The sequence below is a fragment of the Palleronia sp. genome (assembly GCF_042089775.1).
Classification (GTDB): domain Bacteria; phylum Pseudomonadota; class Alphaproteobacteria; order Rhodobacterales; family Rhodobacteraceae; genus Palleronia.
Window position 1 is genome coordinate 21,995 of the sequence record NZ_JBELKF010000043.1, and the last position, 8,572, is coordinate 30,566.

Sequence of the window (8,572 nt, forward strand, 5' to 3'; positions counted from 1 at the left end):
CACCGCCCGCTATAGCGGGTCTCGCCCGAAAATGAACGAAGGCGCCATGACCTACCAGCCGAAATCCGACTTCCTGCACGTGATGCACGAGCGTGGCTTCGTGGCCGGATGCACCGACCTCGAGGGCCTCGACGAAAAGCTGCTGAACGGGACGGTCCCCGCTTATATCGGGTATGACGCCACCGCGAAGTCGCTGCATGTCGGGCATCTTCTGAACATCATGATGCTGCGCTGGTTGCAGAAGACCGGCCACCAGCCGATCACGCTGATGGGCGGCGGCACCACCAAGGTGGGCGATCCGTCCTTCCGCGCGGACGAGCGTCCGCTGCTCGACGACGCGGCAATCCAGGCGAATATCGACGGGATGCAGGGCGTCTTCGCCAAGTATCTCGACTATGGCGACGCTGGAACCGGCGCGCTGATGCTGAACAATGCCGAGTGGCTTGACGGACTCAACTACCTCGAGTTCCTGCGCGATATCGGGCGGCATTTCAGCGTGAACCGGATGCTGAGCTTCGAAAGCGTGAAGTCGCGCCTCGACCGCGAGCAATCGCTGTCGTTCCTCGAGTTCAACTACATGATCCTGCAAGCCTACGACTTCCTCGAGCTGAACCGCCGCTATGGCTGCATGTTGCAGATGGGCGGGTCGGACCAGTGGGGCAACATCGTCAACGGCATCGACCTGACCCGCCGCGTCGCCGAGACCGAGATCTACGGCCTGACCACGCCGCTGCTGACCACCAGCGACGGCCGCAAGATGGGCAAGAGCCAGGGCGGCGCCATCTGGCTGAACGCGGATATGCTGTCGCCCTACGAGTTCTGGCAGTTCTGGCGCAACACGACCGACGCCGATGTGGGCCGCTTCGCGAAGCTCTATACCGAGCTTCCGGTGGACGAATGCGAGCGTCTTGGTGCGCTGGAAGGCTCCGAGATCAACGAGGCCAAGGTGATCCTCGCCAACGAGGTGACGACCCTCTGCCACGGGCGCGAGGCCGCCGAAGCCGCCCATGCCACCGCGCGCGAGGTGTTCGAGAAGGGCGGCGTCGGGGACGACCTGCCCACCCTCGCCCTGCCGCGGGCCGAGATCGCGGACGGCATCTCGATCGTGCAGCTGATCGTGCGCTCGGGATTGGCGAAGTCCGGCAAGGAAGCCAAGCGCCTGATCACGGAAGGCGGGGCCAAGATGGACGACACCGCGCTGACCGATGCCGGCCTCATGGTCACCGCCGACGCGCTGCCGGTAAAGCTGTCGGCCGGCCGCAAGCGCCACGCGCTCGTGACGCTGGAGGGCTGAATGGAAACCGTTCTCGATCGCATCAAGACCTACAAGCTCGAAGAGATCGCGGCCCGAAAGGCCGCACGCTCCACCGCCGCGGTCGAGGCCGATGCCCGCGCCGCCGACCCGGTCCGCGGCTTCGGCGCGGCGCTGGCCGCCAAGGCGGCCGAGGGCTACGGTTTGATTGCCGAGGTCAAGAAGGCCAGCCCCTCCAAGGGACTGATCCGCGCCGATTTCGACCCCGCCGCGATTGCCCGTGCCTACCAGGCCGGCGGCGCGGCCTGCCTGTCGGTCCTGACCGACGCCCCTTCGTTCCAAGGGCACGAGGACTACCTGATCGCTTCAAGAACGGCCTGTAACCTGCCGGCATTGCGCAAGGATTTCCTCTACGACACATGGCAGGTCGCCGAGGCGCGCGCCATGGGTGCGGATTGCATCCTCATCATCATGGCGAGCGTCAGCGACACCCAGGCCGCCGAGCTTGAAGACGCCGCCGAGCACTGGGGCATGGACGTGCTGGTCGAGGTGCACGACGCGGCCGAACTGGATCGGGCGCATCGCCTGCGCTCCTCGCTCATCGGGATCAACAACCGCGACCTGCGCACGTTCGAAACCACGCTCGACACCACCGACAGGCTCGCCGCCCGGGTCGAGCCGGGCCGTCACGTGGTCAGCGAATCCGGCCTCTTCACCCCCGCCGATCTGGCGCACATCGCGCAAGGGGGCGTCCGGCGCTTCCTGATCGGCGAAAGCCTGATGCGGCAGGACGACGTCGCCGCCGCGACCCGCGCGATCCTCTCCGACCCGGTTCCGGCCTGATGGCGCTCACCCATTTCGACGCCGAGGGCAACGCCCACATGGTCGACGTCTCGGACAAGCCGTCCACCGCCCGCGAGGCCCGCGCGACCGGCTGGGTGAAGATGTCCCCAGAAACCCTTGAGATGATTACGGAAGGCCGCGCCAAGAAGGGCGACGTTGCCGGTGTGGCGCGGCTTGCCGGGATCATGGGCGCCAAGCGGACCTCGGATCTGATCCCGCTCTGCCACCCGCTGCCGGTGACGAAGGTGACCGTGGACATTGCGCCCGATACCGACCTGCCGGGACTGATCGTGACCGCCACCGTCAAGACCTCCGGCCAGACAGGGGTCGAGATGGAGGCGCTGACCGCCGTCTCGACCGCCTGCCTGACCATCTACGACATGGTGAAGGCGGCCCAGAAGGACATGGAGATCGGCGGCATCCGCCTGCTCTTCAAGGAAGGCGGCAAGTCGGGACGCTACGAGGCGGCGCCTTGATCCCCGTCGCCGAGGCGCTGTCCCGCGTATGCGCCTTGGTGCGCCCGGTCGGCGCCGAACATGTGACCTTGCGCGCGGCCGCGGGCCGCGTCCTCGCCGAGCCTGTGATCGCGAAGCGCGACCAGCCGCCCTTTCCGGCTTCGGCCATGGATGGCTATGCCGTCCCGATCGAAGACCCCGCACCCGGCGACCGCTTCCGCATGATCGGCGAAAGCGCGGCCGGGCACGGGCATGAGGGGCCGCTCTCTGCAGGAGAGGCGGTGCGCATCTTCACCGGCGCGCCCATTCCCGAGGGCGCCGCCCGCGTCATCATCCAGGAAGACGTCACGCGCAACGGTGACGAGATCGTCCTGAACGAAGCCCTCGATTCCCGACGCTACATCCGCGCCGCCGGGGCCGATTTTGCCGCCGGCACCACGTTCGCGCCGCGCCGCCCCCTGCGCCCGGCGGACATCGCGCTGATCGCGGCTATGGGACATGGCGAGGTCGCTCTTCGCCGCCGGCCCGAAATCGCCCTCATCGCCACCGGCGACGAGTTGGTGATGCCGGGCGAAGACCCCGGCCGCGACCAGATCGTGGCCTCCAACACATTCGGCCTTGCTGCCATGATCGAAGCCGCAGGCGGCATCGCGCGGATGCTGCCGATCGCGCGCGACAACGAAGCGTCGCTGGAAACCGTTCTGGACCTCGCCGCGGGTGCCGATATGATCGTGACAGTCGGCGGTGCGTCGGTAGGCGACCGCGACCTCGTCGCCAAGGTGGCCGAGGCGCGCGGGATGGAGCGGGCGTTCTACAAGGTCGCCATGCGGCCGGGCAAGCCGCTCATGGCCGGGCGGATCGGCGGCATTCCGATGGTCGGCCTTCCGGGGAATCCCGTATCTGCAGTGCTTTGCGGCACGATCTTCATCTTGCCGGCGCTGCAAGTGATGCTTGGCCTGCCGGGCGATCCCGCCCCTCGGTCGCCCGCGCGCCTCGCCGTCGACCTGCCGCCGAACGGCGCCCGGGAACACTACATGCGAGCGCGGCTCGACGGCGACAGCGTCACGCCGTTCGAAAGTCAGGACAGTGCACGGCTGGCGATCCTGTCCTCTGCCGACGCGCTGATCGTCCGGCCGCCCCACGATCCGGCGCGGCAGGTCGGCGAGACGGTCGACATCATCCGGCTGTGACGAAAGTTGACACATAGCGGGAACGCGTCTAGAACATAGCGGCAACGAATGGCCGGAGACCGCGCGATGCTGACCCGCAAGCAACTGGAACTGCTATCCTTCATCAACAAGCGGATGCAACGTGACGGGGTGCCTCCCTCGTTCGAAGAGATGAAGGAGGCGCTGGACCTGCGGTCGAAGTCGGGCATTCACCGGCTGATCACGGCGCTGGAAGAGCGTGGCTTTATCCGCCGCCTGCCCCACCGGGCGCGCGCGCTCGAAATTCTGAAGCTGCCTGACAACTTGGATTCCCAAAGCGGCGGCTTCAGCCCCCGCGTGATCGACGGCGACCGTCCGGACGTGCCGCCGCCCCCGAACGCGATGCCGGTCGAAGTGCATGCGGTCGAACTGCCCGTCATGGGCCGGATTGCCGCCGGTGTGCCGATCGAGGCGATCTCCGAGGTCAGCCACAACGTCGCCGTGCCCGGTCAGATGCTGTCTGGCCAGGGCGAGCACTATGCGCTGGAAGTTCGCGGCGATTCGATGATCGAGGCCGGGATCAATGACGGCGATGTCGTCGTGATCCGGGAAACCTCGGCTGCCGAGAACGGGGACATCGTGGTTGCCGTGGTCGAGGGGTACGAGGCGACGCTCAAGCGGTTCCGCCGCCAGGGGTCGTCGATCGCCCTCGAAGCTGCGAATCCTGCCTACGAGACCCGGGTGTTTCGGGACGATCAGGTGAAGGTGCAGGGCAAGCTGGTCGGGCTTCTTCGCACCTACTGAACCTGCGCCAGCAGCTGCGGCGTCGGCTCGGGCACCTCGTCTTGAGGATCAAGCGGCCCGGTCCACATCCTTCGCCCCGACACATCGGCCTCGCGCTTCACCGCGAGGCCGTTCTTTGTTTCGATGATGGCGACAGAACCGCTGCGCGCCAGCCGCGACGCGTCGAACAGGGTGCAGTCCGCCGGCCCGGGCAGTTCTGCCGTGGTGACGACGATGCGGCCGGGTCGGCAGGCGGCCGCGGCGCGGAGTGCGTTGTCGCGCCCGTAAACATGGTGAACCTCCACGCCGCGAATGACGGCCACGTCGTCGGTCCATCCCGGACGCGCCGCCGCGCCGGCCTGATCGATGGTGTCTCCATCATTCTCCAGCCAGACCTGCGCCGCGAATCCCGCGCCTTTCGGCTTGGAGAGCGACCGGCCTTGGGGCGTCATCAGCCCCACCAGCGTCCCGGTCGGGTCGATCAGCAGCGCCGGGCGCGTCGGTGTCACCCAGAGCGCGAGGCTCAAGGCCAGAGGCGCCGCACAGACCCATCGGAGCCGCCCTCGCCACAGGATCAGGATCAGCGCGCCAATGGCGAAGGCAGGCAACGCCCAAGGACTTGGCGAGGGCAGCGCGAAAGCCGCACCAGGCCAGGTCCCGACCCGCATCGCAACCGCGATGATCCAGTCGATCCCCGGCGCCATCAGGTGGAGACCAAGCGCTTCAAGGCCAAAGGGCGCGAGCACGGCGGCCAGCACGGCCGCGGGCATGATCAGCACGCCCATGACCGGCACGCTGACGAGGTTCGCGAGCAACCCGTATTGCGAGACCTGGTTGAAATGCGCCGCGCCGAAGGGCGCCGTTGCGGCTCCCGCCACGAAGGACGACACGAACAGCGCCGCGATGAATCCCGCCCCCCCCTTGCGCGGCATCCATGTTTGGCCGCGCAGCGCACCGAACGCCGCGACCAGCGCGGTTGTCGCAGCGAAGGACATCTGGAATCCCGGCTCGGCCAAGGCTTCGGGCAGAAGGCACAGGATCAGGATTGCGGCGATCGCCACGGAACGCAACGTCACGGCCCGCCGCCCGAGGATCACCGCGCCGAGCATCACCGCTGCCATCAGGAACGCCCGCTGCGTCGCCACCGTGTTCCCCGACAGCGCCAGATAGGCAACTCCTGCCACTAGCGCTCCGGCCGCGGCGAGGGATTTGGCGGGCCACCCCAGGCCCGACCGCGGCGGCAGGATCAGCGCAAAGCGCAACGCGGCAAAGACCACGCCCGTCATCAGGCCCATGTGCAGACCCGAAATCGCCAGGAGATGCGCCAGGTTCGACGCGCGGAGGGCTGCCATCACCTCCGGGTCGATGCCGCTGCGGTCGCCGGTCGTGATCGCGGCGGCGAAGTTTCCCGTCTGCCCCGGCAGCACCTCGCGCATGCGTGCACCGATGGCCGCTCGGATGCGCTGGACCGGCAGGGCGGCTGTCGGTGGCTTCAGCAACAGCGCAGGGCTGCGAGCGTAGCCGACGGCGCCGAGGCGGTCGAAAAACGCCATCCGGCGGAAGTCGAAGCCGCCGGGCTCAACCGGGCCTTCTGGAGCCGAGAGGTGCGCCGTCACGATCACCACCTGCCCCGGCACCGGATCAAGCCACCGTTGGTCGCCGTGCAGCGACAGGCGCACGCGGGCCGGCGTGCGTTCGGGCGCGATCCGCTCTAGCACGACCCGGTCGAGCGTGAGGCGCGGCTTGTCCGAGGCCGAGCGGTCGACCGCAACGATACGGCCCTCGACCGACCCGTAATAGCGCCACTCCAACACCGGCGCTGCGACCGTGGCGGTGCGAACGCCGGCAAGGCACATGCCCGCCACGATCAGCAGCACGGCCATCGCCGGGGGCCACCGGCCACCCCGAGCAGCCCAGGCAGCCCCGACGGAAAGGACCATGCCGAGCGCCACCCAGACCGGGCGCGCGGGTTCTGTCGGAAGGCTGAAATACAGGCTGATGCCGAGGCCCATGAACACGGGAACCCACAGGAACAGTGCCCCGCGCTGCGCCTCGAGCATGTTCCAGACCGCCTGCCGCACTTGTCCTCCGGGGACCCAAAGACTACACCGGCGGCGACGATCCCACAGACCCGGTTAATCCCATATGAACGACGCCCCGATCGTGACGCGCATCGCGCCCTCGCCCACTGGTTTCATGCATGTGGGCACCGCGCGCACGGCCTTGTTCAACTGGCTTTACGCCCGCGGACGCGGTGGAAAGTTCCTGCTGCGGGTCGAGGATACGGACCGCGCGCGTTCGACCCCCGAGGCGACCGAGGCGATCCTGAAGGGCCTTCGGTGGCTCGGCCTCGACTGGGACGGCGACGCAGTCAGCCAGGCCGAGCGCGCCGACCGCCATGCCGAAGTCGCCCGCGCGATGGTCGATAGCGGCGCGGCCTACAAGTGCTTCGCCACACAGGACGAGATCGAAACCTTCCGCGAGACGGCACGCTCCGAGGGGCGTTCGACTCTCTACCGCTCGCCCTGGCGCGATTGCGCGCCCGAAGAGCATCCCGATGCGCCCTATGTGATCCGTGTGAAGGCGCCGCTCGAAGGCGAGACAGTGATTGCGGACGAGGTGCAGGGTGACGTGCGGTTCCGCAATGACCATCTCGACGACATGGTGCTGCTGCGCTCGGACGGCTCGCCCACCTACATGCTGGCGGTGGTGGTCGACGATCACGACATGGGCGTGACCCACGTGATCCGCGGCGACGACCACCTGAACAACGCGGCAAGGCAGGGTCTGATCTATGACGCCATGGGCTGGCCGCGCCCGGTCTATGCCCATATCCCGCTGATCCATGGCGAGGACGGCAAGAAGCTGTCGAAGCGCCACGGGGCCACCGGCCTCGAGGAATACGCGGCAATGGGCTACCCGGCCGAGGCGATGCGCAACTACCTTGCGCGGCTGGGGTGGAGCCACGGCGACGACGAAGTTTTCACGACCGAGCAGGCGCTCGAATGGTTCGACCTAAGCGGGATCGGCCGCTCGCCGGCGCGGCTGGATTTCAAGAAGCTCGACAACGTGTCGGGCCAGCACATTGCGATGATGGAAACCGGGGCGCTGATGGCCGCGGTCGCGGCATGGCGCGCGGCGGCCAACCTGCCCGCGCTGACCGCGGCCGAGCGGGACGCGCTGGCCCGCGCGCTGCCGCTGGTCAAGGACCGGGCGAAAAAGCTGCCCGACCTGATCGAAAAGGCGCACTTCGCTCTGACGTCGCGTCCGATCGAGATCGAGCCCAAGGCACTCAAGGCGCTGGACCCGGTATCCTGTGGTATACTGTCAGAATTGACGCCGCAGCTGCAAAATGCTAGCTGGGAGCGCGACATGCTCGAGGCCGTGGCCGGCCAAGTCGTCGAGTCCCACGGCTTGGGCCTTGGCAAGGTTGCTGCCCCGCTTCGGGCGGCGCTGGCAGGCCGAACCGCCACTCCGAGCGTCTTCGATATGATGGTCGTCCTTGGACGAGACGAGACGCTCGCCCGGATCGGCGAGGCCGTGGAGACCGCGGCTCGACAGGAGGCCACGGAAAGTTAATTACCGGCCTGTAGAGGCCGCAAACGCCAACAGGACAGGGATTTCGCCACATGGCCGAAAATCAGAAAACTGCCAAGCTCAGCCTCGAGGGGCAGGAATTCGAGCTGCCGATTCATTCTCCGACGGCGGGCCCCGATGTCATCGACATCCGCAAGCTCTACGCGCAGGCTGGCGTCTTCACCTATGACCCCGGTTTTACCTCGACCGCGTCCTGCGACTCGACGATCACGTTCATCGACGGCGAGAAGGGTGAGTTGCTGCACCGCGGCTACCCGATCGACCAGTTGGCCGAGAAGTCCCACTTCCTCGAGGTGTGCTTCCTGCTGCTCTACGGCGAGCTTCCGACGGCCGAGCAGCTCGAGGATTTCGAGACGCGCGTGACCAGCCACACCATGCTGCACGAGCAGATGCAGTACTTCTTCCGTGGCTTCCGCCGCGACGCGCATCCGATGGCCGTCATGGTCGGCGTGGTCGGCGCGATGTCGGCCTTCTACCACGACAGCACCGACATC

At 67.5% G+C, this 8,572-nt stretch carries 8 protein-coding genes; 7 read left to right on the forward strand and 1 reads right to left on the reverse strand.

From position 1 onward, the window contains the following. The first annotated feature begins 46 nt into the window (after window positions 1-46). The 5 genes from tyrS (at window position 47) to lexA (ending at window position 4,502) form a co-directional block, all read left to right on the forward strand. Window positions 47-1,294, forward strand: coding sequence for a tyrosine--tRNA ligase (gene tyrS / locus ACFDS3_RS11780; protein WP_375262546.1), 1,248 nt, complete (start codon window positions 47-49; stop codon window positions 1,292-1,294). Continuing rightward, window positions 1,295-2,095 (forward strand): indole-3-glycerol phosphate synthase TrpC, encoded by an 801-nt coding sequence (gene trpC / locus ACFDS3_RS11785; RefSeq protein WP_375262547.1) that lies wholly within the window; start codon window positions 1,295-1,297, stop codon window positions 2,093-2,095. After that, window positions 2,092-2,571 (forward strand): cyclic pyranopterin monophosphate synthase MoaC, encoded by a 480-nt coding sequence (gene moaC, locus ACFDS3_RS11790; protein ID WP_375262554.1) that lies wholly within the window; start codon window positions 2,092-2,094, stop codon window positions 2,569-2,571. The genes trpC and moaC overlap by 4 nt, the downstream gene beginning before the upstream one ends. Next, window positions 2,568-3,740, forward strand: a complete 1,173-nt coding sequence (gene glp, locus ACFDS3_RS11795; RefSeq protein ID WP_375262548.1) for a gephyrin-like molybdotransferase Glp — start codon at window positions 2,568-2,570, stop codon at window positions 3,738-3,740. Before moaC ends, glp begins: the two co-directional genes overlap by 4 nt. Window positions 3,741-3,806: 66 nt before the next feature. After that, window positions 3,807-4,502: a transcriptional repressor LexA gene (gene lexA / locus ACFDS3_RS11800; RefSeq protein WP_375262549.1), complete on the forward strand. Its 696-nt coding sequence runs from the start codon at window positions 3,807-3,809 to the stop codon at window positions 4,500-4,502. Here the strand turns inward: lexA and ACFDS3_RS11805 are convergent. Beyond that, window positions 4,496-6,562: a ComEC/Rec2 family competence protein gene (locus ACFDS3_RS11805; RefSeq protein WP_375262550.1), complete on the reverse strand. Its 2,067-nt coding sequence runs from the start codon at window positions 6,560-6,562 to the stop codon at window positions 4,496-4,498. The two genes, lexA and ACFDS3_RS11805, sit on opposite strands and share 7 nt — an antisense overlap. A gap of 64 nt (window positions 6,563-6,626) precedes the next feature. Between ACFDS3_RS11805 and gltX the strand changes: the two genes are divergently transcribed. Beyond that, window positions 6,627-8,060, forward strand: coding sequence for a glutamate--tRNA ligase (gene gltX / locus ACFDS3_RS11810; protein WP_375262551.1), 1,434 nt, complete (start codon window positions 6,627-6,629; stop codon window positions 8,058-8,060). A 50-nt stretch (window positions 8,061-8,110) separates the two neighbouring features. Further along, window positions 8,111-8,572: citrate/2-methylcitrate synthase (locus tag ACFDS3_RS11815; protein ID WP_375262552.1), on the forward strand; the 462-nt coding region annotated here is incomplete at its 3' end.